Annotated in this window: 20 protein-coding genes and 1 riboswitch; of the genes, 10 read left to right on the plus strand and 10 right to left on the minus strand. The window is 31.8% G+C overall.

The window, feature by feature from the left end; genetic code table 11:
• Positions 1-293 precede the first annotated feature (293 nt).
• Positions 294-605, plus strand: a complete 312-nt coding sequence (locus tag ACFCYN_RS18565; RefSeq protein ID WP_375950887.1) for a LysR family transcriptional regulator — start codon at positions 294-296, stop codon at positions 603-605.
• A 36-nt stretch (positions 606-641) separates the two neighbouring features.
• On the opposite strand, the gene ACFCYN_RS18570 is transcribed toward ACFCYN_RS18565, so the two are convergent.
• Positions 642-1,577, minus strand: coding sequence for a substrate-binding domain-containing protein (locus ACFCYN_RS18570; protein WP_375950889.1), 936 nt, complete (start codon positions 1,575-1,577; stop codon positions 642-644).
• A 158-nt stretch (positions 1,578-1,735) separates the two neighbouring features.
• Here ACFCYN_RS18570 and modA point away from each other — a divergent pair, with 158 nt between their 5' ends.
• Positions 1,736-2,542, plus strand: a complete 807-nt coding sequence (gene modA, locus ACFCYN_RS18575) for a molybdate ABC transporter substrate-binding protein (RefSeq protein ID WP_375950891.1) — start codon at positions 1,736-1,738, stop codon at positions 2,540-2,542.
• A 266-nt stretch (positions 2,543-2,808) separates the two neighbouring features.
• Here modA and ACFCYN_RS18580 read toward each other — a convergent pair whose 3' ends face one another.
• The 7 genes from ACFCYN_RS18580 to ACFCYN_RS18610 all read right to left on the minus strand — a co-directional run bounded on the left by ACFCYN_RS18580 (position 2,809) and on the right by ACFCYN_RS18610 (position 9,946).
• Complete coding sequence (locus tag ACFCYN_RS18580) at positions 2,809-3,273, minus strand: hypothetical protein (RefSeq protein WP_172445854.1); 465 nt, start codon at positions 3,271-3,273, stop codon at positions 2,809-2,811.
• 196 nt (positions 3,274-3,469) lie between these two features.
• Entirely contained in the window at positions 3,470-3,901 is a 432-nt protein-coding gene (locus tag ACFCYN_RS18585; RefSeq protein ID WP_172445853.1) for a hypothetical protein, read from the minus strand.
• Positions 3,867-5,069 carry an MFS transporter gene (locus ACFCYN_RS18590; protein WP_172445852.1) on the minus strand — a complete coding sequence of 401 codons (1,203 nt, stop codon included), beginning with the start codon at positions 5,067-5,069 and terminating at the stop codon, positions 3,867-3,869. The genes ACFCYN_RS18585 and ACFCYN_RS18590 overlap by 35 nt, the downstream gene beginning before the upstream one ends.
• Positions 5,066-5,698 carry a dienelactone hydrolase family protein gene (locus tag ACFCYN_RS18595; protein ID WP_375950893.1) on the minus strand — a complete coding sequence of 211 codons (633 nt, stop codon included), beginning with the start codon at positions 5,696-5,698 and terminating at the stop codon, positions 5,066-5,068. Before ACFCYN_RS18595 ends, ACFCYN_RS18590 begins: the two co-directional genes overlap by 4 nt.
• A gap of 96 nt (positions 5,699-5,794) precedes the next feature.
• Positions 5,795-7,051, minus strand: coding sequence for a cytochrome P450 (locus tag ACFCYN_RS18600; protein WP_375950895.1), 1,257 nt, complete (start codon positions 7,049-7,051; stop codon positions 5,795-5,797).
• Between the two features lie 15 nt (positions 7,052-7,066).
• On the minus strand, positions 7,067-8,299 hold the full coding sequence (locus tag ACFCYN_RS18605; protein WP_375950897.1) for an HD domain-containing protein: 1,233 nt from the start codon (positions 8,297-8,299) through the stop codon (positions 7,067-7,069).
• Between the two features lie 243 nt (positions 8,300-8,542).
• Positions 8,543-8,644, minus strand: a riboswitch (purine riboswitch).
• A gap of 1,089 nt (positions 8,645-9,733) precedes the next feature.
• A complete protein-coding gene (locus ACFCYN_RS18610) occupies positions 9,734-9,946 on the minus strand; it encodes a hypothetical protein (protein WP_172445849.1) in 213 nt (70 codons plus the stop codon).
• Between the two features lie 222 nt (positions 9,947-10,168).
• On the opposite strand from ACFCYN_RS18610, the gene ACFCYN_RS18615 reads away from it, so the two are divergent.
• The 4 genes from ACFCYN_RS18615 (at position 10,169) to ACFCYN_RS18630 (ending at position 17,792) form a co-directional block, all read left to right on the plus strand.
• On the plus strand, positions 10,169-10,450 hold the full coding sequence (locus tag ACFCYN_RS18615) for a DUF3892 domain-containing protein (protein WP_375950900.1): 282 nt from the start codon (positions 10,169-10,171) through the stop codon (positions 10,448-10,450).
• Between the two features lie 263 nt (positions 10,451-10,713).
• Entirely contained in the window at positions 10,714-11,724 is a 1,011-nt protein-coding gene (locus ACFCYN_RS18620; protein WP_375950901.1) for an alpha/beta hydrolase, read from the plus strand.
• Between the two features lie 665 nt (positions 11,725-12,389).
• Entirely contained in the window at positions 12,390-16,553 is a 4,164-nt protein-coding gene (locus tag ACFCYN_RS18625) for a S8 family serine peptidase (protein ID WP_375950903.1), read from the plus strand.
• 342 nt (positions 16,554-16,895) lie between these two features.
• Complete coding sequence (locus ACFCYN_RS18630) at positions 16,896-17,792, plus strand: LysR family transcriptional regulator (RefSeq protein ID WP_375950905.1); 897 nt, start codon at positions 16,896-16,898, stop codon at positions 17,790-17,792.
• Positions 17,793-18,120: 328 nt separating this feature from the next.
• Here the strand turns inward: ACFCYN_RS18630 and ACFCYN_RS18635 are convergent, their stop codons facing one another.
• Positions 18,121-19,575: a BglG family transcription antiterminator gene (locus ACFCYN_RS18635; RefSeq protein ID WP_375950907.1), complete on the minus strand. Its 1,455-nt coding sequence runs from the start codon at positions 19,573-19,575 to the stop codon at positions 18,121-18,123.
• 226 nt (positions 19,576-19,801) lie between these two features.
• Here ACFCYN_RS18635 and ACFCYN_RS18640 point away from each other — a divergent pair, with 226 nt between their 5' ends.
• From ACFCYN_RS18640 to ACFCYN_RS18650, 3 genes are all read left to right on the plus strand, one after another.
• Positions 19,802-20,515 carry a WxL domain-containing protein gene (locus ACFCYN_RS18640; protein WP_172445843.1) on the plus strand — a complete coding sequence of 238 codons (714 nt, stop codon included), beginning with the start codon at positions 19,802-19,804 and terminating at the stop codon, positions 20,513-20,515.
• 136 nt (positions 20,516-20,651) lie between these two features.
• A complete protein-coding gene (locus tag ACFCYN_RS18645; protein ID WP_172445842.1) occupies positions 20,652-21,692 on the plus strand; it encodes a WxLIP family cell surface protein in 1,041 nt (346 codons plus the stop codon).
• 20 nt (positions 21,693-21,712) lie between these two features.
• Entirely contained in the window at positions 21,713-24,097 is a 2,385-nt protein-coding gene (locus ACFCYN_RS18650) for a pectate lyase-like adhesive domain-containing protein (RefSeq protein ID WP_375950909.1), read from the plus strand.
• A gap of 137 nt (positions 24,098-24,234) precedes the next feature.
• Here ACFCYN_RS18650 and ACFCYN_RS18655 read toward each other — a convergent pair whose 3' ends face one another.
• A complete protein-coding gene (locus ACFCYN_RS18655; RefSeq protein ID WP_172445840.1) occupies positions 24,235-25,137 on the minus strand; it encodes a LysR family transcriptional regulator in 903 nt (300 codons plus the stop codon).
• A 319-nt stretch (positions 25,138-25,456) separates the two neighbouring features.
• On the opposite strand from ACFCYN_RS18655, the gene ACFCYN_RS18660 reads away from it, so the two are divergent.
• A complete protein-coding gene (locus tag ACFCYN_RS18660) occupies positions 25,457-26,713 on the plus strand; it encodes a helix-turn-helix domain-containing protein (protein WP_172445839.1) in 1,257 nt (418 codons plus the stop codon).
• Positions 26,714-26,790: the final 77 nt, after the last annotated feature.

The following is a 26,790-nucleotide window of genomic DNA, read 5'->3' on the forward strand; positions in this document are numbered from 1 at the left end:
AAATCAAAAATTGATCAAAAAAGGCAAAAATAACCCAATATAAAATCAGCAGGAGTTGAACCAAAATTGTAGAATGATTTTCTTATTGAAGTGGGAGTAATTTATATTTTCTTCAGTTAGTTTTAAGGAGGGGATGGTTTAATCAAAATGATTTATTTGGTGGATCATTACATCACGTTGAAATCATAGGAAAACTAAAATTGATATTTTTTTTCAAAATTAAAATTACGTCAACACTCAATATAATAAAGCTAGAGAAAAAGAAGAGCATCAAAGTTTTTAGGAGGAGCTAAATGAATATCGAACAGTTAAGGCATCTTTTTGAAGTATTAGAAAGTGGTTCCTTTATAATTGCAGCAAAGAAATTCAATCTTAGTGAAACTGATATTAAAGAATCGATTATTAGTTTGGAAATCGAACTAGGAGTAAGATTAATTGAGTGTGATATGAATTCAAAAGTGATCCCCTCATTTGAAGGACTACAAATTATTCCAATCATAAAGGATATAGTTTGGAATATAAAGGAACTGGAAGAAGAAATTAAAGCATTTAATAATAAATCTTCCGTTAATCGCAATTTGATGTATGACGTAAGTATCTTATAGAATGAAAAAAGAAGGCTTCATTTAAGGAGCCTTCTTTTATTTTGTCTCAAATAAGACTTTTCCCGTCTTAGTAGTATCATAATCCCCTATAGAATCGACCTCAGATTGAAACTGATGTGATGATAAGATATCTTTTACGATATTTATGAGATGTTCATTTTTAGCATTTTTTAAAATAACTAGGTCATACTGTTCTGTTATTAAAGGAATAAAATCAATTCCAATCATTTTAGCAGCTTTTTCAATTCCGACTCCGACATCTCCTACGCCTGTCGCAACGGCAGAGGCTACACTTAAATGATTATTTTCTTCATGCTCATATCCTTTTATGTATTTATAAGAAATATCGTTGATTCGCAGTTGTTCGTCTAGAAGAATTCGTGCTCCTGAACCTTTTTCTCTATTAATGATTTTTACATCTTCACGGCTTAAATCACTCCATGAGGTAATATTTAAAGGGTTACCCTTTTTAACGTATAAGCCTGCTTTTCTGGAAAGAAGATTGATTAAGATATAAGGATAGCCCACTAAAATTTTTTTTAGATATGGGAGATTATATTCACCAGTATCTCCATCAAACAGATGTAAACTAACGACGTCGCATTCGCCATTATACATTGAAATCAGACTGTTTAAGCTTCCTGTAAAGGATCGTAAAGATTTATAAGTTGAATTTTTCTCAATATGTTTCCCAAGAATATCTAAAACTAAGTCTTGTCCACTAATAACAATATTATTGGATTCTTTTGGATTGCTTCTGTGAGGTTCGAAAACAGAGGCAGATAATGTAGTAGGCTGATTTGTTTTATGATTTTTTATATAATTGTCCAAGTCATTTCCTGCAATTCTCATCTGTCTTCCCACTCGGAACACAGGTAATTCTCCTTTTTTTACAAGGTCATAAATGGTTAATTTCGACACTTTTAAAAACTGAGACACTTCTTCAATCGTATAAGAAAGTTCCATCGTCATTTACATCCCTCCAATCTTTATTTTACCCTAAGGCATTTTAAAAAGTATATTCCAAATAATTTTAATGAAAATTTTAAATTTTTATTTCTTAATTAGATATAACTAAATATAATTAGATATAACTAGATTTAATTTGAAACACGAAAGGCAGATGAAAAATGAAAAAACTTTATTCTTTAATTTTTTCGATGATGTTATTAGGACTAGTTGTATCTGGTTGTTCAACTAATGACCAAGCTAAAAAATCAACTGACACGAAACAAGAAGTTTCGGAAAAGAAAGTAGAATTGACTATTTCAGCAGCAGCTAGTTTGCAAGATGCACTAAATGATATTAAAGCAAATTTTGAGAAGTCTAATCCTAATGTAAAAATTAATTTTAATTTTGGTGCATCAGGGGCACTTCAACAACAAATTTCTCAAGGAGCACCGGTAGATCTTTTCTTCTCTGCTGCAGAGGACAAGTTTAATAACCTAGTACAAGAAGGACTAATTGATAAGAGCCAAGGTAAAGATGTAGTTGGAAATGAACTGGTGCTAGTAGTACCAAAAGATTCAACTAAAGCAATTAACTCATTCGAAGATATTACGAAGGCAGATAAAGTTTCAATCGGTACTCCAGAAGCTGTTCCAGCTGGACAATACGGTAAAGAAACATTAGAAAACTTAAATATCTGGAAATCTATTGAAGGAAAAGTAGTATATGGTAAGGATGTTAGACAAGTACTTTCATATGTTGAAACAAATAATGTAGATGCAGGTATTGTTTATAAAACAGATGCATTAACTTCTTCTAAAGTAAAAATTGTAGCGACAGCAGCTGAAAATACACATGATCCGATTATTTATCCATTAGGTATAATTAAAAATAGTAAACAACCTAAAAAAGCTCAATTATTCTATGAATACCTTCAAAGTGCTGAATCGATGAATATTTTAGAGAAGTATGGGTTTAAAGGACTTTAATTAAGTAAGAGCATATTATCGTTATCTATATCGATGGTACACACATGGACGACTAGAACAGTAGTGAAATCGGACTTGTAATAGTAAAAAATAAAACCTGAGCAGATTACGTTAAGTAGGCTGTTCAGGTTTTTATTTATATATGTTGCAAATACATTTAGTGAAGGAAGCCGGGAGATATTTGTGAAAGGAGCAATAAGCCCGTCGGTGAGACCATCAAACAAGAGTGCAATACTAAATGCGAACTAATCATTTCAGCCAAACCATCAGTGTGTAAATTCTTTTATTGATATATTAAATAGTTTACGATCTCTTTTCCCTTTTTGCCCAATTAGCCAATACCAGTTTTGACCAATATAAAAAGAATTCGCTACTAATTGCTCAATATACTTTGAAATAATATCTTTTATTTTTTCTTTTTCAATTTTATTTTTAAATGATAGAGCAACAACGAAATATGGCTTTTCATTGTCAAACTCAAGTAATTGAAGATAGTATTTACCGCCTTTTCTTTCATTAAATTCTTCCAATACATGATCTATGCTTTTTCGTACGTCAATATTATATTTAGTTGCATCATCCCAATTTGTTATTAGAGCGTCATTTAATGAAACGGTTAAGATGTAATACATAGCATACTCTTTAGGATTAAATTTTAGTTTATCAAATTTATATTGATATATTGGTGGAACAACAAATTTTTCATAGTCAGCAAAAAAATCTTCAGTCATATCATATACCTACTTTTTAAAAATTTTGAAGTTTGAATTGTCATCTAAATGTTTTATATATCGAACTTTTTATTTATAGTTTTTCCTAATCCTTCCAAAAATAGACAAAAGGATAGTGAAGAAAAAATTAGAAAAATAAAAAAAGCAGAGTTAATAAGATAACTCTGCTTAGAATCGATTAAGTTTTCGTTTTAGCCTACAGTATTTCAATAGAGAATACTAGTGAGTTAAAATCACCATTTCCGTAAGCATCATTACAATTATAGATTAATACATCTTTCTCCTTTTTAATCCGCATACCAGACTTAAAGTCGTGGAAACCAACCATTCGTTCTTCTTCCCACACATTAAAAACATTTAAAAAGCCACTAGTGCATTTTAAGATCAGCTCTGATTGTAGCTCATTCTGCCATATAATTACAGTTCTTTGTTTTGGAGCATTATTTTTCGATATACCATTTTCAGAGATAAAGCAGACTCCTTGATTTCTAGAAGAATTTGAATTCAAAAATTTAACTTTAAGCTCTTTTTTTTGATTTATTTGATAAACTTCCGTATGAATTATATCATTAGAATTTATATTTTTGAGTGCACTAAATACTTTTTCTTTTACTAGTAACATGTTCACTGATCTCTCCTGTTAAGTTTTTTTGATCCCTGTAATCTAATGTTAATTTCAACAAGTAACTCATAACTAAGCAAGGGACACAGACTATTGCCATACCTAAAAAAGCGAAAGGTGGAGATATAGTGTAGAGGTAACCACTTAATAAAGTTAATAGACCACTACCTAAACTTAAACCTAGCGCTGCATAAATTCCATGAGCAAATGGGAAGAACTTATTTTCAATGTTTTCATCTAAGTATTTAACAAATGCAAACTGAGTAAGTCCAAAAGTAAGAGAGTGTAATAGTTGAGACAATACAAAAACTGAAATACTATTAAACGAAAAGATTAAAAGCCATCTTATTATGGAAGCACTTACACTAAACGTTAATAGAATTGGAACGGATCGTCTTTTAAAAAGAGAATCACATATATAAAAGAAAGCAATTTCTGAGATTACTGCAATGATAAGTATGAATCCAGTAAAACTAGATTTTACGCCTATATTTTTCAAAAAAAGAACAGCATAACTGTAATACGCTGCATGAGCAGCTTGAAGGGTGATACAGATTGCTAAAACCAATAAAAATGCTTTTGATTTAAATAACTTAAAAAAGGGTACTTTCTTTGATGCTATTTTTGTTTTTAAAGGTAAGGGGGCGTTCATAGATGTAATGAAAGCAAGGAGAACGCATCCAATAATTAATAGATAAATAACGATATTTTCACTCTTCCAAGTTATTAATATTCCAGTCAACGATAGTGAGATAATGTAGCCAATCGAACCATAAGATCTACTTATCCCGTACTGAATTTTGCTTTCTCTAATCAGTATAGAGGCCATAGCTTCATACATTGCTAGAGGCATTGGATAAACTAGGCTGAGTAAAACAGTAATAGAAGCTACAACAATTAAACTATTAAACGGTATTAAAATGATTAACAATGTGACAGATGTTAAAGAAACAACTTGATTTAATCTCGCTAGATTTACGTATCTGCTTACAAACGGAAAAATATAAAAAGTTGTTACTGACCTTGCTATTAAACCTAAAGCAATGATTAGTCCAGCCTTATCTGGTGAAAAACCTTTACTTGCCGTAAGCCAGGTAGACCAATAAGGTACGAATATTCCAAAGGTGAAGAAAAACCCAAAAAACTGTAAAGACATCCATCTTTGACTTTTCATTTGATGCCTCCAGTTATGAAAAGTTTATTTTGATTTTGTTTCCTAATAAAATCATGCATTTTTTGAAAACAGAAATCAGCAGCATCTTGATCATAATAAGGTGTTGATTGATTTGTAAAACCGTGACCACCTTCTACTTTTATGATTTCGGTTAGAACTTTTGTTTTTAGTTTTTTTATGACAGTTTCCGGATCAAATGATTTTTCTTTCATTGGGAAAAATAATAAAGTCTCACATTTTGGACTCAACTCTAAGTAGTCTCTAATTCTTGAACCATAAAATCCAATAACTCCATCAAATAATTCTTCATTTTTACTACATAACCATGCTATCGTTGCACCTACACTAAAACCTAAAATATATAAATTAGAACAACGCGTTCGAAGTTCTTTTGCAAGAGTTACTACTTGATCTGCAGCGTTCTCGAACCCAATTTCATTAACAAAATATTGATAAGCCTTGTATTCTTCTTTATAGCAAAAGCTCTCTATTTTACCTAGTAAATTTGGACATAAAACAGTAAAACCTAACTTTTTTAAATTGTCACCAATACCCCTAATATGGTTGTTTATTCCGTAAATTTCATGAATAATAATAATGGTAGTATTATGAACGTCACTATTACTCAAAGTTTAACCACCTCTAACACCGATTTACATGACAAGAGAAAAAATAGGAATAGAATTTTCGTTCTATTCCTATCGAATCTCATTTGATATACCCAATTAGATTTTTACTGGCATTTGTGTCATTCCAGTGAAAGTAGGGTTTGAAGTCCACTCCGGTTTTTCTAAATCATATAATGGCTCGATATTTGGAAAACGAGTTAGTACTTCTTTTAGAATTTCCATAATTTCGGCACGGGCAAAAGCAGCAGCAATACAAGTATGATAGCCACCACCGAAAGCAACATGGCGGAACCCTGTTCTACTAATATCCATTTTTTCTGGATTATCAAATACTCGTTCATCTCGGCCTGCAGATGCTAAGAAGAAATAAACAGAATCATCTTTCTTGATTTGCTGTCCATGTATTTCTATATCATTTGAAGCATGTCTAACAATATATTGGATTGGTCCTTCAAGCCTCATTGTTTCATCTAATACTTTTGGAAGAAGTGACATATCATTTTTCAACATTTCTAGCACCTTTTGATTTTTAAACAGAAGGTGTAAAGTATTACTTAACACAAACTGAGGAATTTTGTGTCCACCAAAAATCAAGTGCATAGTTTGAGCGATTAATTGAGCATCAGTAAGTTCACCATCGACACCTGGAGTATCCGAAATTAATCTACTTAATAGATCATTTTTCTTCTCTTTACGTCTTTCGGCAATCGCACCAGAAAGGTATGCATAAATTTCTCTTACACTTCCTCTAACTTGTTCACTAATTTCTTTACTAGGAACGTGAGACACAACAAAATCCTGCATAAATAATGCAATATCATCAGACCACTTAATGAATCGAGCAACTTCTTTAACTGGAATCCCTAACATTTTACATAGAACCATCGCAGGAATCGGGTGGGCGATTTCTTTTACAAAGTCAAAAGATTCTGAGTTATTTTCAAGCACTTTATCAATGACATTAGAAACAATTTTCTTAATTTCAGGAGTAATAAGCTCTATTTCATTCACTAAAAAAGCTCTATTCATATAACCTTTTAGTTGAGAATGAACAGGGCGGTCATTGTATACCATCCAAGTTTTAATAATATCGAGTATATCCTTAAAGTGTTGATCTTCTCCTTCTGCAAGATTACTCATTTTTTGAGGAATGACATTACTTGAAATAAATTTATCTCCTAGTAAATACTTAGAAACATCCTCATATCTAGTAATAAACCATGATTTCATTTCTTCATGCCAAAACACTGGCGCATTATTTCTTAAGTTTTCATAAACTTCATTTCTTCTTTCATGGTACTCTTTGCTATATATACTGAACTGGTCAACAGATTGCTTTACAATTGAACTCATTTTAATTTCCTCCTGCTATACTACAATTCTTTTTTTACTAAATTTTTTTACAAAATCCACAATCTCCATATCACTTAAATGACACATCACATCGCAAACATATCTTGAACGCTCAACATGATTAGAGAGATTGATTAATTTTTGCAAGATTTCTTTTTCGACATTCAGTAAAGAATCCTCACTGTTTAAGTTAAAAAGATAATCGTAGGTGAGTTGGATATTATGAGTAATCTTTTTATCTATGTCTCTATTAATTTTCCTCTCTAAGAAACATTTCTTTGGAATTTGATTTAATAAAAACAGTTTTATTGCATTTTCGATTGAAAGATTTAATTTACTATACATAGGTTTTTCATGGTTTATAGTAATCACTAGTGTATGTATAAAATCGTAAATAATAGAGTGTAGTGGTTCTGAACTCAATTTACGGTAATTTCGCAAAAACTTCGAAAGAATAGTATCTTTTATATCTTCCAAAATCTTCGGTATTAAATAAAGCAATTCTGATCTACTAACTTCGGTAAAAACAAGCATAGCGTCTTCAAGCATTGCATTTTTAGTAAAAAAATTGGCAAGTAATTGAGTAAATCGATTTTCACCAAAATAGATTAGTAGATCTTTAATATCTGATAGGGCATAAGATAATGTATCTGCTAGGTCTACGATGTATTGCTCAATTACATTATCTTGATATGTCAAAAATAGAGGCTCTAAATGATTCGACATGTATTCATAATAGCCTTTGATTAAACCGTTATATTCTTGTCTAACTAAAGGAATTTTGGTTTTGTACTTCATTAAAGCTGCAATGGTCCTATATGTATAATCATCCGAACTATTTACTAAAATTTTAAGGCTCTGTGCATTTGATTCAAATCCACCCATTTTTTTCATCATTTTATCTAGTGCTCGTTCACCGGTATGCCCGAATGGAGGATGGCCAATATCATGAGCAAGACTAACTGCTTTTACTAAATCTTTATTTATGAGTGCAATGTTATTCTCATGAAAAACATAGTTAACGCGTTCCACAATTAAGTTTGAAACGTGGCCAACGTCTATAGTATGAGATAAACGATTATTGCATTGATCTGAGTTGGGAATTAACTGAGTTTTATTTTCTAATTTTTTTAAATGGGGGGATTCTAAAATTGCATTAAAATCATGTAAGAACGCAATATCACTTTCTTGCGCTTGCTTGGAAGATAGTCTTAGATGGTCAAAAGTATGATACATGGCCTTATACATATCAATAAACCCCTTCGATAAACTTTAAGTTTTACAAAAAAACCAAGATAGAGAAGGAACATTTTCTCTACTAGAGAGATAAGTCCTACTTTATCTTGGCGCGCAAATAAAAAGTTGAAGTTTTTAAAGGTAGTAATACAACTTTATTCAAAGAATCTAAGAATAAACTACTTTTTAGTAGTTTTACTATTCAAAGGCACTCGAATAAAGTGATCCTTTATAAAACTCAGCTTTTAAGTACGAATAAAGTAAAAATTACCCCGTAGTCTAATTCTTTTCGGGAACTAGGTAGAGACTCTCAGACCATATTTCTGAGTATATACGAGTAAAAATTTGGTAAAAAATGGGTGAATTGGTAATAATAACCTGCAGGGATATTACTTTTTTATATTACAATTAATTAATTTAAATATCAACAGTATCTCTATGAGAATAAAGTATGAAGTTTATTGTGTTAATATCAAGCTAATGAACGGGTGTTAAAGCACATAAAAACCAAAGCAAAGGGAAAGATTCTTCCATAAGCTTTGGTTTTTTATGTTTGTTTAAAATGTGTAGTAAGATGAATAGTGATTAATATTCATCTTATAATTTTGAACTAAATTGCTTCTGCTTGTTTAACAATTTTAACTACTAAGCTATTGATAAACTTGTATTTTTTAATGTGTAATTACTAAGCTTATTTGTTTATTTTTACTTGTTTAAATGATTAAAGTGAAATATTTATTTTATTAAGATAATTATTTTTGAGCGAAAAACACACTTGAGTAAGTTTATTCAACCAAAAATTCTTGCTTTTTAATATACTTACTAAGGCCAATGCAACCACCAAGCAATGGTAAATAGATTATGGTATTATGAATATTTTTAAAGAAATATAAATATGCCAATACAATTGTACTTACGATCCCTCATTTTTATCGAGTAGGGCTCTTTGTTAGGAAAATAACATGCGATATTTCGTGTGTAAAGAGATTAAAAAGTTAGTAAACCATGCTAAAGCAAACAATTTGTTTTACTAAAATAATGGATTGATCTGACTGATGATTTAATGGAAAAGAATATAGCTGAAATCAAGAAGGAGCTTTAATAGAGAATTGTTCCCAATGGTATTTATGAAGTTGAACAAATTCCAATACTTTAAGTGGAGATAATTTAGAAGTTTCAATACATAAAATATAATTAGGAATTTCTTTACGAGAATGTAGAGAATCAAGATTCAACTGCGAATCCACAGTCATAAAATTCTTTATTGAGCTGGTAAAAATTTTATATGAGCAAGCATATTAAAATTCATTTGATTATCATTTTTCAAGATTCCCTAAAACTTTTAATTTCAACCAAAAAAATCCCTTTAAGTAGATGCTAAAGTAATACAACCTCTACTTAAAGGGGAATATATAGAAAGGGGATTATAACAATTTAAAATAGATATTAACACTCGTTGCTAATAAGTTTTCCTTGTTCAGTGAGTTTTACTAGCGATGTATACCCGATTCCTTTTTTAATAACTGTCGCCATTCCTTCATTTACAAGTAAATTTAAAATTTTAAGCTCGTCTTTGTTTAATTTTGTATAACGATAATAACCATTGCCAATTTTGTGCATTAATCTTCCTTCGCTTGTCATTCCTAAAATAGTAGTCATGCTGATTCCTTCTTTCGAAAGTTGATTAGATTGATTTTTACATAACTATAGTATAATGTTGGTTAAGATTTGTCTGTGGATAAAATGTGAAAACTTTAACAAACTTTTAATTGTAAATTTAGCGCTTAATAGTAAACAGAATAGACTTGTCAGAAATTGGAAGGATAAACGTATTTTCATCCCGCCATACTATTTTTGTGTTAAAAAAATGGAGGTGTGGGTATGTCATTTCAAAATCGTGGTATCGGACATCCTGAACATCATGATGATCCAAATAAATTACATATTGTTGCTGTGAGAAAAAATGGCGATGGTGATATTACAGATGTAAAATTTCAAAACGGTGAAATTGTTGGAATTGAGCAAGCAATTGCAATGGCAGAACTTGAGCAAATTGAAGATGTTAACACAGGATTAACGCGTGGTGAGAATCCACATAAAACACTTCGCTCATATCCCGATGGAGATCCAACGAATAATTTAAGTAATCTCCCTACTTTTTAATTTTTTATATCTTTTATATGACGATGAATGGTGCACGAGTTTTCGTGTGCCTTTTCATTTTACATTAAGAAAGTATAAATTAGCAGCGAAGAAGAAAAAACGACGCAGTTTCCAATTTTAGGAATTAAGTATAAGTGCAACTGCCCCTCTGTCTTCGCCAAAAAGCTCGCCAATCGGTGGGTTTTCTTTATTTGAGTAATTTAAAGGAAAATGGAAATTTTAATTAAAGAAGACAAAAAATACCAATAAGGTTGGGAACCAATTTGAAAAAAGTATATTTATTTCTTTCGCTAGTGTTTTGTTTATTAATTGGAAATTATTTAGTTGCTTCAAAAAATACTGTTAAAAGTGAAAGTAAATCATCCCTGATCTATCAAAATGATAAACCAAATAAAGTAACAGAAGACCTTCGAGCAATATATAAACAAAAAGCAAAAGAAGGTAGAACTGCAACGTTAGATCAAAAACGAATTGAAATTGAAAAACAATTAGTGCCGACTCCTTCGAATATTAAAATAAAAGGAGAAACAATTGAAGGAACAAAAGTGGAATGGTTAATACCGGACAAATCTCCCGAAGATAAAATTATTTTTTATGTACATGGTGGAGGGTGGTCTAGAGGTGGGTTAAGATATTCAAGAAATCTAGGAACAATCTTAGCAAGGGAGGCAGGCTATAGAGTATTAACAATTCAGTATAGACTTTCACCAGAAAATCCATTTCCTACAGGTTTAACAGATGTTGAAAAGGTCTATAGTTCTCTAGTCAAAAATTTGAGTCCGAAGTCAAAAGTTGTAATTGTCGGGGATAGCGCGGGTGGTAATCTGACATTTGCATTATTAAATCAATTAAAAACGTTAAATGGAAAATATCCGTCTGCTGTAGTCGGAATCTCTCCGGCGACTGACTTAACGAAAGAAAGTCAATTATACACTTCTGATTTTGATAGTATTCACGCAAATTATCACGGAAATGACATTAATATTATTGATACATATGTAGGAAATAATGATAGGAAAAATCCTTTAATCTCACCTTTATATGGTGATTTAAAAGGCCTACCGCCAATGCTTATACACGCTGGTGCAAGGGAAGAGCTATTGGACGATATTTTAGCATATGCTGCTGAAGCGAATTTTCAAGGTGTAGCGGTGACATGTAAAGTCTGGAGAGGAATGTTCCATAATTTTCAGTTAATGGATAAGGCTTCACCTATTAGTAAGCAGGCGAACACTGAGATTGCGCAGTATATTAAGGAGCATCTTGGAAATTAAATAGTGGTTTTAGAAGGAGGGTGTCCCAAATTTTGGTGGCTCCTTTTTTTTATAGCACAAAAAAATTAGAGTACTGTCAATATATCAACGCACAAGAGCTAAATATCAACGAGGTTTGGTGATATATCAACGAGAATCATCAATATATCAACGAAGTTCACAACCTTATCAATATAGTTCATCTTGTGTTCGTATTTTTAAATATCGTATCGGTAAATAAGCGTCGGCTTCAATAAATTAGCAATTTTACAGAAGTTATAAGAATGTCTTATTTTAATATCAATATTTCTAATTTTATTAGAAAATTCTGATTATGTATACTAATAATAGCAATTGGGGAAGGAGCTCGAATAAGGACGAAATTTAATGAATTATCCGTATCTAGATTACATTTTGTAATGGGACCTGATCGAATTCTATCAAAATATTATATTTTGTTTTCAGGATAACTGGATAAATGGGGAAGAAGTATTTATAGAAAAATTGTAAAAAAATGTGGAAAAAATGTTGTCTTAATACAAAGAGAGGGCAATAGATCCATAAAAATGAGATTCACTTAAATTTTGAAATTAAAGTAGCAGACAATTTCACAACAATATTAACAAAAAAGAAAAAATAGTAAAACAACAAAACTAAAAAATACCGGATGAGGGGAACAACGGAGAATGAAGAAAAAGCAAACAAGCAAACTGCTAGTAGGCGCACTAACTGCTAGTTTCGTATTTTCACAAACTAATATGCTCAATGTATTTGCACAAGGCCCAACTAAATTAGATGGTGCTGTAGAAAATCTTAAATCTAATGTAGAAAGCAAATTGAATCTAACTGCGGAACAACGTCAAGCTCTTAAAAACATAGACAAGTTCAATGCACGAGGACTTCATTTAGCAGATAACGTAGATTTAGATAGTTCAAAAACTGTATCAGTGATCGTTGAGTTCAAGAACAAACCAAAGAAAATCGCTATGCTTGAAGCGGCTGTAAATGGACAAACCCTGTCTTCTTCGGAAGCACAAAGCGATGTAGACAACGACCATGAAACATTTAAAACTGATTTAGAAAATGCATTTACTTCAAAATCAGACGGAACATACAAAGTAACTCGAGAATTCAAAACCGCATTCAACGGATTAACACTTAAAGTTCCTGCAAACAAACTTCAAACGTTAGTTCAATCAGGAGCTGTTAAAGCAATCTACAGCAACCAAACTGTACAATTGGATGAGCCTAAGTCTCCTAATTCAGAATCACTTAATACTGAAGGAAGCACACATGGAATGGCAGCTGAACGTTCTTACCTTAAAATAAACCAACTTCACAAAGAAGGTTTTACTGGTAAAGGCGTTAAAATCGGTATCCTTGATACAGGGATTGACTATAATCACCCTGACTTAAAAGATGCTTACAAAGGCGGTTATGACTTTGTTGATAATGACAATGACCCAATGGAAACGACGTATGCTGATTGGGTAAAAGCTGGCAAACCAGTTATCAATGGTGGAGCTGAACCTTACTATACTGAACACGGAACTCACGTAGCAGGGATAATTGCTGGTCAAGGAAAAGCAAATAGCGATCTTTCAACTGAAGGTGTTGCACCTGATGCTGATATTTATTCTTATCGAGTACTTGGGCCAGGTGGTGGCGGTACATTCGATGCAATTATCGCTGGTATTGATCGAGCTGTTCAAGATGGAATGGATGTGATCAATTTATCTTTAGGCGCAGCTTACAATGATCCATTACAACCTCAAAGTATGGCACTTAACTATGCTGTATTAAGTGGCGTAACATCGATTGTTGCTGCTGGTAACTCTGGAGACGCAATGTACACTTTAGGAAATCCTGGTAATGCTGCTTTAGCTTTAACGGTAGGTGCAAGTGATGTACCAACAGCGATTCCAACAATGAAAGGTCACGACGACACTGTGAACTTCGACATGCAATTATTAGCACGAGGATTCAGTGATGATATTTCAAAATTAGCAAATAAGACATATCAAATTGTACGAATTCCTGGATTTGGTGCATCTTACAACTATACTAACTTAGATGTTACTGGCAAAGTAGTTCTAGTTGCTCGTGGTTCAACTACAATCAACGATAAAATCCTACAAGCTAAATTAAAAGGTGCAGCGGCAATCCTGATCCACAACAATGACACAACTGGTTATATGCCATTTTATCTAGCAGAAGGTGCGGACTTTATTCCTTCTTTTAACTTAACAAATGCTGATGGTCTTGCATTACAATCTAAAATCTTAAGCGGTAAAACAGAATTTACTTTTAGCGACTTAGCTCAAATCACAACAAAAGGTGACGAGTTAGCATCGTTCAGTTCACGTGGACCATCTCGAGTAACTTACGATATCAAACCAGAAGTTACAGCTCCAGGTGTAAGCGTATTATCAACTGTTCCTGGATTTGTGCATAGCCCAGATAATCCAATTGATTACACATATGCATATGACCATATGTCAGGAACATCAATGGCAACTCCATTTGTAGCAGGTGTTGCAGCATTGTTAAAAGGTGCTAATCACAACTTACAACCAGAAGATATCAAAGCACTTTTAATGAATACAGCTGATCCACTAAGTAAAACTTACTCTGTATTCGAGGAAGGCGCAGGACGTGTAGATCCTTTCCAAGCTTTACATTCTTCAGTTGAAATTAAAGTTCAAGAGAAAACGCCTATCCTTATTAATGGACAAATGAAGGATTTCAAAGAAACAACAAGTGCATTAAGCTTTGGTAATGTTGCTTATACAGGTAAAGATTTAGTTAATCCTCGCACTGTAACAATCGAGAATAACAGTCTGACACCAAAAACATTTGATGTGAATGTATCGTACCAAACGGATGCAAGAGGTTCAAAAGATGCAGCGAAGAATGGCGTATCAGTTTCCTTTGACAGTTCATTCAAAGTGCCTGCATACGGGAAAGTAACAAAGAAGGCAATCTTAACGATTCCGAAGATTGCAGAAAAAGGAATTTACGAAGGGTATGTAACGTACACAAATCACAGCAATCCAGCTGAAACATATCGTGTTCCATTCGGAGTTCATTATGTTGAAGAAGGGATTAAAGATGTTACACTTTCTCGTCACTCAATCACAAATGATCGTAATGCATTGTCAAGTATGATTATGAACCCGTCTTTAGGTGCAGCAATGACATTAAATTCTCATATGAGATATGTTTATTCAATCCTTAGTGATGCAAAAACTGGTGAAGATTTAGGTATGGCGAATTCATTCGATGGAATGTATTACGAAGAAGGTAAAACATATAACTTTGTTCCATTCTCAGGATACATTTATCCGTTTACAGATAGCACTCACCAGTTTGTTAAGAAAGTGGCAACTTTACCAAGAGAAGGTCATTACAAACTGAAAATCGTTGGTGTAAATGATGCTGGTCAAGAATTTGTTAATTCACAAGATTTATTCATTGATAACACAGCTCCTGATCAATTCAATGTGAAAGTACCAGGTGAAAAAGAAGGTAGTCCATTCGTTGAATTCAAAAAAGGTGATACATCAATTCCAGTTACAGCTTCTATCCATGACCAAATGGTTGATCAAATGAAAGCAGCTGGGGTTGATATTAATCAAGGAACAAATGGAATACCTTATTCTTGGAACAGCAATAAAATCACTGGAACTCTAAAATTAGATGAAAATGGAAATGGTGCAGACCAAATTGCATTAACTTCACCAATCACTCAAATGATCTTTGTCGGTGGAGACCAAGCATCAAATGCGAACGCACAAAAAACGTACTACTTTGTTCAAGATGATTACTCATATGTATATGGGCAACCACAAGGTCAAACACGTTATAATCAAATGATTACGCATTATGGAGATACAAGGACAGTTACACTTACTGCTAATAACGTAAGCAAAGTAAAAGAAGCTAAATATAATTTAACTGCAGACTCGGTTGATACAAACATCGTGGATATTAAATTAACTCCTGAAGCTAAAGCTTTAGGTGGTGTATTAAAAACTACAACAACTGCTGGATATCAAACGGCTGTTAACACTAGTGTTACTGTTACATTCGATGGAACAAAAGAAGTATCAGGAGATATTCCAATGGTTGATGTAACATTTAAAATTCAAGATCCAAAAGTCGTTAAATCAAATTCAAGCTTAAAATTTGATGGTTCACCGCAATTTACAAATGTTGATGGTGTTGTAACAAGACCTTTTGGTGTGTTGGCAACAATCGTTATCTTACCGAAGTTCTCTTCTATAGGTGGATATGTATATGCTCAAGGATTATTAACAGCGGATGGAAAATTCAATGGTAGCACTACTAGAGATTACACAGCAATGGGAATTAAGACATATGTTCAAGATAAAGACGGCAAAACTTACGCTGGAACAATGGCTAAGAATGGTCAATACCTTGTAAGTGGACTACCTCTTACTCATGACGATCTGTCTATTGTGTTTGATGTTCCTGGTCACTTTAATACGTATACTAATTTCCATGGCGCGTATGAAAACCTAGGTAATGAAGATTACGGAGTAGCTGCGTATATTGGTTCTGACGTTAATACAGCCATTGGTGGCGATGTAAATAAAGACAACGTAATCGACATCATGGATGCACTTGAAATTCAAACGTATTGGGGCACAAACAAGCGTAGTACAGACATTAATAATGACGGCACAACAGATGTAAATGACTTGGCATATGTTTACTACAATTATGGAATGGGTAACCCAACAAATCCAAATGCAAATCCAAAAGCTAAGAAAACTTATAAAGGTCAAACGTTGGACAGCATCATTGTAGAATTAGGTTTAAATTAATTTAACTGGTAATCTAAACAGCTTCATAGTTGTTTAGGTTACTCCGTTTTTTTTCTAATTGAGCGAAAAATTAATGAGTTTCGGTGAAATTAGATCAGCACAATCTAGAGAAATTTAGAAACTTTTAGACGAAGTAGAACAAACGTAAATTGCAGAAATTAACTTTAAAGTTGCAACTTTAGTATCAGTTAAGAGGATTACTTTAATAGTAAGCACTGAAAATCAATTTTTCGGATATGGTCTCAACTGTAAGCCTGTTCTCAATACTTGAGAGCAGGCTTTTCAATATTTTAAAAAATATAATCTGTAGTATACTAATAACGTTTGTAGAAGGAGAAGAATATGAATATCGAAAAATTAGAGTATCTTGTAGAAGTTGCTAAAACAGGTTCCTTCTCGATTGCTTCACAAAATCTTTATGTGAGTCAGTCCGCTATTAGTCAATCGATTGTCAGTATCGAAAAGAAATTAGGGGTAAAATTGTTCGAGAGATCTCGCGGTAATAGCGCAATTCTTACGAGCGAAGGAGAAGAAATAGTTGCGATTGTAAAAGAACTATTTATAAAATATCAAGAACTAATCGAAAAAGCACAAATCATTAATAATAATGTGAATGGTAAGCTGAAAATATCTACCACACCTGGCTTTTTTGCAGTACTTTTAAAACCAATTTCAGCTATTAGAGATGACTATCCTAAAATCAATATCGAGATTTTTCAAAAGCCAGGACAAGATATTATTGATGATATTTTGAAAGAGCGAAGTGATATCGGTGTTTTACCATTTATTAAGCATTTAGTAGAAAATAATGATCGGATTGTTTATCACAATCTATTTGAAGCAAAAATGAAATTAATGGTAAATAAAAATTCTCCACTAGCAGAAGAGGCATTTGTTACACCACAACAAATTTTAAACGAAACACTGATTACTTACGATGGGGAATTCATTCATTGGTTTAAAAAACTTTTCTATAGACAGTTTGGTGCAATGTATGAGTTATTTACAACTACAAATACTGATACATTAAAAAAAGCAATCGAAGAAAACTTAGGTGTTTCATTTGTACCAGCCTTCAATGGAGTTAACTACAATTTGAGTGATGATGTAATATTACTTGATATTAAAGATTACGATGCTGTAAATCTTCAATATGTGTGGATCATGTCGAGTAAAAAACATTGTTCAAGGATGATTAAAGATTATATATCGAAATTAAAGGAAGAATTAAATTCATGATATTGAACAATGGACCGTCGAATAAGTCTTGCTAACTGACTTATTAAACGGTTCTTTTTAGTTTTAGTCAAAAAGTAGAGGGGCTTTTATCATTGGTAACTGATTTAGTCGATACTTTTTATAAAAATGAATGGATTTTGTTCCATAAATTATTCGAAATAGAAAATAATAGAGCAAATTAGCTAGTTTTTCATTTGAACGAACCTAAATTTGTGTAATTTTAGGTCAGAATCCCATAACAAGTAAGGGGTTTTGTTATTTTAATTGCGACACCTGGAATTTAAATGTGATGCAAAAAAAGAAGGCTCAATCAATAAGCCTTCCTTTTTTATTTCATTTTTGAATTTAAGAAATTGGAAATTTGATCAATATCTCTTTCCGTAAGAATAGGATCAATGGTTATGATAGGATGGACAATTTCCCCCTCAAGCAAAAAATCAGAAATAATAAATTCAATGTTTAATTCATTAATTTTCTCTGATTCAAATTCACCTTGGTTTGTTGGAATAAAATCAATTTGATGACTAAAAGCTTTATTTAATTTCGTTTCTATATAACGATGCACGCCTGGACCATTACTTGTTAATAACAAAACTTTCTTCTTTGAGAGTGAAGAGTTTATAATAGAAGATTGTACATTTAAGGTTAGTTTGGCAATTTTATCTTTTGTCATATCAGGGTATGAATAGGTTTTGGTCCAGATTTGTAAAGCATCCTTCACTTGATTGAATAAAACTGGATAATGTTTTATTACATAACGATCTAGAGAATAGGATGGTTCCTTTTTATCAATTAAATGGATTATTGTATATCTTTTATATTGAGCTTGAAGCGTATAAAGAAATTCTTCGTCTCCATGTAAAGGAATCCCTATTTTTTCTTCTAGTAATTCAACAAAGTGATAAAGTTTTTTATAATTTGTGTCTTTAGAACTTCTGTATAAGGAAAGAAATTCATTTTTGTCTATTTCATCAAATGCATAATAAGGTAGTGTGGAAATTAATAAAGTGAAGGCACCTCGTTCATTCACTGAAATATGTTTTCGATATAAATGCCCTAGCTTCTCACAAATTTCATTAGAGATTTGGTAAAAATCAGAGGTTAAAATTTGAGTAATATTTTGTTCAGTTAAATCTAATTTGACCTCTTTATCAATTCTATATAGCATTGTTCCTAGTAAATAAACGAAACTTCTAGTTGTTGAAGGATATAAAAATAATTTGTGCTTTTTTGTAGTCGTAGTAACAATTTCTTCTATATCTTTATATGAAAAGTCTTCAAGGGGCCAATTTTGATTCGAATGAGCAAATAAAGCATTTAGGATATCTCTACATAAAATTCGAATTTCTAATTCTCTTCCAACGATTTCAAGCGGTCCACGTTTTAATTTCAAATGATAAGATTCCAATAATTCCTCAACTCGATCAAGTATTGAATAGACTGCTGGTTGCTGTGTAAATAGTGCATTTGCAAGCTCGGCGATACTTTTAATTTGTTTAAACTGTATGAGCATAATAGCTTGAAATTTCAATGAGTTTTTTACAAAAAGTGAACGGATTTGATTAATTGATGAAGAAATTGGCTTATTTAAATAAATTCCTTTCCCCTTGATTGTTTCAATCTGCCATCCTTTCGGTAAGTACGAGTTAATTGTCTGTAAATCATTTCGGATTGTCTTTTCGGTACATAATAACTCACTTGCCAGTTCCTCTGTTTTAAACCACTTATCTTGCTTAATTAAAATATCAATTATTTGTAATTTACGCTTAGTTGATTTATCCATTTCAATTCCTCATAAACTTTGAGCTTTTATTTTTATTATTGCTTTTAATACTCTGTCTTAATTCAATGAAGAACAGCTTTTCATGAGATAACTGTGAATTTTTTATGAAAGCAAGTTATTATTTTTACCGAAATCAAAGGTAAAAAACATCATGGGAATCACTTTGCTATAACGATATAATGACATCATTGAACAACAAAAATAAATTTTAAGGGGTAAAGTGATAATGAAATTTACTAAAATCGCACTTGTTAGTGTAATTGGAATGACATCATTAGTTGGAGCAGCTCACTCAACTTTTGCGGAAGTATCATCTGTAGGGAGTTCAAAAGCAGCTATAACTTTTGTTGCAGGTTCAGGTTCAGTTACACCAGTAAATCCTACGAATCCAACTGAACCTTTAGTGCCATCAGGTCCAACTGACCCAACAGATCCACCTACAGGAAATGCAGGTTCATTAACATTAGATTATGTTTCATCAGTTGAATTCGGTTCAAATGAAATTTCAAATAGAACAGAAGAATATTCATCTAAATCTAAAAAGCCATTTATTCAAGTAACAGATCGTCGCGGTACAGGAGATGGATGGTCGGTAATTGCTAAGGCAAGTAAATTTACTAATGGAACCACAGATTCATTACCAGGAGCAGTTATAACATTTAAAAACGGTTCTACAGTTTCTATAAGCAACGGTACCTCGCCTGTAGTAAATAATACAATCACCATAAATACAGATGGAATCACAACAGCATCAGTTGTTTCAGCAAAATCTGGTACAGGTTTAGGGACATGGGTAACCAGGTGGCTTGGTCCAAGCCCAGAAGAAAATGATGGAAGCTTAAACGATAATGTCATTTTAACAATTCCGGCCGGCTCAGCAACAGTCGGTAGTCATGAGGCAACAATTACTTGGACACTAACGGATGCACCTGGTTTATAATAGATAAGTTTTCAAACAACAAGATGTAGAGACTTTTTATTAAGTGAACGGATTATGTATAAGTAAATTTTACTAAAAAAGTATAGGTGAACGTCAAATAATAGAAAGTCTCTAATTTTAAGGAGGAATATTAAAAATGGATATTAAACGTCAAAAATTACTGTTAATTTTTTCAGCAATTTTACTATCTCTTGCGTTTATCCCTTTATCTGTAAAGGCTGAAAATGATATCGATTTTTCAGTAAGAGCGAGTATTCCAACTAATCAAATTGATCATTTGAAATCCTACTTTGATTTAAAAATGACTCCAGGACAACATCAGGATCTTAAAATCGAAGTGTTTAATAATAGTAAAAAGGAAAAAACAATCGAAGCGAATATTACTTTTGCTACAACAAATGATAATGGTCTTATTGATTATTCTGAAACAGATCGCAATAAAGCAGATAAAACCTTAATTTATCCATTAACCGAACTTGTAAAAGAGACTCATAAAGAAGTTGTGATTCCATCTGGAAAATCTAAGGTAGTTTCATTTTCAATTACAATGCCTAATGATGAATATAATGGAGTTATTGTAGGGGCTGTACACTTTAAGAAAAAAGCAGAAGAAGCAAAAACAGTCTCCGCAGATAAAAGCATTCAAATAAAGAATGAATATGCATATGTAGTTGGAATTAAATTGACTGAAAATACAAAGGAAGTTAATCCGGATTTACACTTGCTAGAAATTAAACCTAAATTAGTGAATTATCATACTTCAATTGCTGCGACTATTCAAAATAGTGAAGCCTCAATTGTGAAGGATATGAGTATTGATGCAAAAATTTATAAAGAAGGATCTAACAAAATCGTATATAGCTCAAAAAAAGCTGAGATGAGTATGGCACCCAATTCAAATTTCGATTATGCAATTGATTTAAATAATAACCCAATTGAACCTGGAACTTATCGATTAAAGATGAAAGCGATTATTGGAACTCAAGTTTGGGAATGGGATGAATTATTTACAATTGGCAAAGAAGCAAAGGAACTGAACAATAAGGCTGTTGAAATCGAGCAAAACAATTATTGGATTTATATTGGAGGTGGAGCACTACTTTTAATTGGTTTGATTATTTTATTTATTTTCAAAAAAAGAAAAAAGGAAAAAGTACAATCGGAAAATCCAGAATGAGTTTGAAAGGGTGAAAAGTAATGATCCGTTGCCTAAAGAAATTAATTTTAGTCTCCTTCATAACAGTTGTATTATCTAATCAATTTAGCCTAGTTACACTTGCTGAAGACAACGGAATTGACGCGTCTGACATTACTTCGATTGAGTTAACAGAAAATGATGCCCAAACTCCTATAGATGAATCTTCTGAGAATGATACTTCAAGTCAATCTAAAACAAAGGCTTCGGCTGTTGATGTTTCAAATTTTGTTCAATTTAGAGATGCAATTCGGAATGTAAATATTACAGAAATAAATATTGTGGATGATATTACAGGTGCTCCGGCAGGTTATGAAATCCTAGTACAAGGACATGGTATTAAAATTTATGGTAATAATCATAAAATTGATTTAAATACAAGCTGGATTCGTCTTCAAAATATCACAAATGCAACACAGTATAATTTTTCAGTTGAAGATGCAACTTTAGTTAATAAAACAGTCTTTGCTTTTGTTCAAACATATTATCACGATTATAGAAGTGAATTTTGGTCACTTTCTTTTAAAAACATTACGACGAATAAGGAAATGGAACGATTAGCTGCTGCTTCTAAAAGTAACTTTACATTCGATGGAACGAATAAAGTTTATACAAGAGCAGAAAATGTTTACACAGGCGGAATGACATTTTTGCCTAATTCAACATATGAAGGGTTTATTAGTTTTTACGACTATTCAATTATTTGGTTTCAAGATGGAGTTAGTTCAACAGGAATAACTAGCCATCAATTTAATGTAAAAGAAGGTGCTACTGTTACATTAAGAGGGACAACTAATGGTGCCACTTATCCAGGGATTTTTCAGTATTATGATTCGATTAATATAGCACCAGGTGGAGTATTAGATGTAGAAAAACAAGGCGTTTCAGTTGCATTCCATCAAGATAAATCGTCATTAAATATTGAAAAAGGAGCAACGTTTAAAGCCTCAAGTTTAAGTAAAGGAAGTAATGTCATCGGAATTGATGCAAGACGACATTTAGTTAAAGATATTTTGATTAATGTAAAAGAAGGCGCTAACTTTTTTGTAGTTGGTAATAGTACTTCACCGATTATTAATTTAACATCTACTGGATCAAAATTATTATTATCTAAACCAGCTTTGTACGATATTCGAAATAATAATAATCTATCTAGTAATAACGGCTATGCGGTACAACTTGGAACAGGTGCTACGTTTGAAATCGCCAATTCAGAAGTAAATGCATGGACAAAAGGAACAAACTTAGATAGTACTCCATCGTATAGCTGGGATCATGCAAGTTTAACTACTGATTCAAGTGGCATACCGATATCTGCAAGTGATCCTACTATTCAAACAAATTATAAAGGTAAAACTTTTTCTAGAATCTCTGGAACGAATATGAATCCAGTTATTACATTAAATGAATTGACGAACGCTGATAAGAAGCTATCAGGTAAAGTTACTTTGGCTGGTATTACAGCAGGGGATGGACAAGTTAGTTTGAAAGTTTCGAATAATGAAGATGATAAAATATGGAATGTTACAACGAATTCAAATGGTGAATTTGTTATTAATTTAGATAAATTTTATAAAGAAGATACGGTATTTACAGCCGTAGTTCTTAAAGAAAATGATCCAATCGATGAGAATCAAATTTCAATTACAGTAAAAGACGTTACTCCTCCTACTCCTGTAACGATCAATAATCCAGTTACTGTTACTAATCAAAAAATAAGTGGATTAAGTGATGAACCTGGAGCAAAAGTAACAGCTACACTGAATGGTCGTGAATTAGATTTACTGGAAGAAATAAAAGTGGATCCTGATGGTAAGTGGGAAATTCCTTTAAATAGTCCACTTGAAGAAGGCGATATAATACAAGTCTTTTTAACAGACAGGAATAATAATAAGAACCCGGAAACCGATACAGTTTATCATGATGCAACATTTAAAGCGGCAACAAAAATAACGGTTACAAAGCCAGAAATTCCAATTTTAAAATTTGATAAAATCCCAAATACGATTAATTTTAAGACGACTTCAATTACTAGTTCGGATACCTATGTTTTAAGAACTGAGACTAGCTTAGGAATGTCGGTATTTGATTCAAGAGGATCTGGTAGCGAATGGACGATTAGAGCATCGATTGACGAGCCGTTAACATCTACTTCTAATCCTAATCATAAAATGATAAATGCTTTAGTTTTTGTCGATCGTTTTGGTAATTCAACATCTTTAAATAATAATGAGTTAGTAGTTTTCCAACAAACTACTGGTGATGATCAAATTACGCATGTGGATTGGACAGATCATAGAGGGATATTAGTAAAAACAGATTTTAGTGATGTATATTCAGAGAATTACACGACAATAATAAATTGGACTCTTACAGATGCTCCATAAAAAAACTCTATATTTTATATCAACCACTCTATAAAAGTGGTTTTTTATTTTGGAATTTGTATTGTGGAATAACGAAAAAAGTATATTAGAAAAATAAAAAAAGGCTCATTTCTTTTTTGAAATGTTCCCTTTTCTTATCAATATGAAGTTAGTTCAGATCTCAAAAAGTTGATGAATTGTTTTTCAACTTTTGATAAAATCTTCTTTTTTGAAGTAATTACGCCAAGAGTTGAATGTAGAGGTTCGTAATTTACGATATCGACTTCAACAAGTTCGCCATTCAATATATACGGATGATTTTTTATTGAAAAATTTGGTCCCCATGTAATAGCATTTCCATTTAATATAGCCCTTAATAATTCCTCAGTATGATTGGAAGAAAATAAAATCGTTAATTCTCCGATGTTACGTTGGAAGTTATGTGTAAACCATCTTATATAATCACCGTTATACAGAACAAATTTCTGCTGAAGTAATTCTTCTGGTGTTATTTTTTTTGAAATTGCAAAAGGCGAGTCCTTTTTTACATATGCTTTCATTTTTCCATCTATTAATTCTTCGCAATTAAACTCCTCTAAATTTTTTGTAATCCCTTCATAAAAACAGATAATCCCAATATCTACTTGATTTTTTTTAATGATTTCAATTGTACGTTCAGTAGTGCTTTCTAAAATGTCTATATGTAAATTCAAATGTTGATCCTTAAATTCTACTAATGGTGTCAATAAGTAATTAACAAATGCTGGCACCATTGAAACTCTAAGTTCACTGATTTGGGTATCTAAACTTTTTTGAGCTATTGCTTTTATTTCTGTGTATTTTAAGAGGATTTCTTGTGATTTTTCCACAATTTTTGCCCCATCTACTGTTAAACTTGCGCCTAATCTAGAGCGATTGAAGATTTTGATTCCTAGCTCTTCCTCTATTTTAGTGATTGCTTGGCTTATACCGGATTGACTTACATGAAGATTTTCTGCAGCGATTGAAATCGACCCTGTTTTAGCCACTTCCACTAAAATCTCTAGTTTTTCTAAATGCATTAACGTGACCACCTTTATCCTTTCATACAACGAAAAGAACTTTTCTGAAATAGAAATTTTGTTTCTTTTTTACTTCACAATTCGTGAAGTTATCTTTAAAAAATGTAAATTTACTTAATCATTTTGCAAATATAGAATTGGTTTTAATAAATAGTATTCTTCTAAAGTTTCAATCAAGTACATGAGAATTATAAAAATAATATTAATGTTGAACTAAATCTTTCAATTTTTCAAGCGCTTTCTTAAAATTAGAAAAATTTCTCAATATACGATGCTTTATTGTTCAATTTGATCGTTGTCTAAAATAGGGAGGCTAAACATGTTAGTTGGGGAAATCATCAAGTATTATCGAGAGAAAAAAGGGATCAGTCAATCTAAATTGGGTGAAGGTATTTGTGGTAAAGCGTATATTAGTAGGTTTGAAAGTGGAAAAGTTACATTATCTCCTGAAATTATATACAAATTAGCCAATAAATTAGAAATTGATATTAATAAAGAAATTGAATCTTTATATCTTATTGAAAAGCACTTGAATGATTGGAATCAGGCAATCATAATGCAAAGAACAGCACAAATTGAAGGCATTAAATTGGAATTAGAAAAAAACCCGTTTATTATGGCCTCTAAACATGCTGCAAACTATACGCTTTTAACGGGGAGATATTATCTTCACAAAAATATGTTTAAAGAAGCAAAAAGCATAATTGAAAACGTGGAAAAAGAGTTTCCGACCTTATCAAATTATGAAAAAAATCTTCTTCTCCACATTAAAGGAATGTATTGTATTAGTACTTTTAGAACGATTGAATGTGAAGAATGTCAAATTGCTGTGAATCTTTTAAAACAAATTAACTTAGCGGAATATAATAATGAAGAATATTACTTCCACCTAGCACTTGCGTATCACTATGCAAATGCAAAGGTATCTGCATTTAATTATGCCGAGAAAGCACTGCAATTTTTTAATAAAACATATAATCATGTGAATGCTATGAATGCTCAAATCTTGATGCTAATGCAATTCGATAGTGAAAGAGATATTGATTTTTTAGAGTTAGTCGAAAATTATAAGAATCTGATCCATAATTGTATGATTTTAGGTGCTCAAGAAAGTAAAATAAATATTTTATATAATCTAGGAGAAGAGTTATACAAAAAAGGGAAATATGATCAAGCTGTTAGTTATTTTGAAGAAGCATTTTTACTAACTGATAAATCGTCAATAAAGTATTTAAGGCGATTGTATCATTTTACTGAAGCATGTTTAGATGGAAAGTTATTAAAAAAAGAAAACATTTTAGAAAAAATAGACGCAGGTTTGAAATTAGCAAAGAAACAATGCCCAATATATCTCAATCTTTATAAACTGTTAGCCTTGAAATGTAAAAAAAATCTAAGCCAATATTATCAATTTTTAGCTGACGTAGTCGTACCACAGTTTATTGCGACAAATAATACTTCATTTTTTAAGCAATATGGAAAGACCTTATACAATTATTATGTCGAGAAAGAAGAATATGAGAAAGCAATTGAAGTAGATCAACACTTTAAATTGATGACTCAAGTGTTAAATTAAAGTCTTTAGATAACGAGTATTCGTTGTCTAAAGGCTTTTTTTAACTAGTAAGTTGATCATCATATAAGAAATCGATA

The organism is Gottfriedia sp. NPDC056225, assembly GCF_042267765.1.
Classification (GTDB): Bacteria; Bacillota; Bacilli; order Bacillales; family Bacillaceae_G; genus Gottfriedia.